Below are 255 nucleotides of genomic sequence, written 5' to 3' on the forward strand. Positions count from 1 at the left end.
GTTATACTCAATGTAAACCCACTCATTTTATAAGGAGTAGGGTTATTTTTTTATAATAATTTGTTTATGTTGATTCAAGACGTCTTCTCTTTCCGGAAGAGGAAATATAGGATAAATATTAAACAAATTGTCACCTTGTATAAATTCATGTTCAATCCCTTTTTGATCAAGCATTTGGGATAATTTATGCGCGTCTGGATATAATGTTTCTTTAGTACCTATGACAATAGTCAAGTGACCGAGATGGTTTATATC

The 255-nt window shown here is 31.0% G+C and carries 1 pseudogene; it reads right to left on the reverse strand.

The window, feature by feature from the left end:
- Positions 1–42: 42 nt before the first annotated feature.
- Positions 43–255, reverse strand: a pseudogene (locus Q4528_RS14770) (alpha/beta hydrolase); the annotation flags it as partial.

Source organism: Staphylococcus pasteuri, from assembly GCF_030547725.1.
GTDB lineage: Bacteria > Bacillota > Bacilli > Staphylococcales > Staphylococcaceae > Staphylococcus > Staphylococcus pasteuri.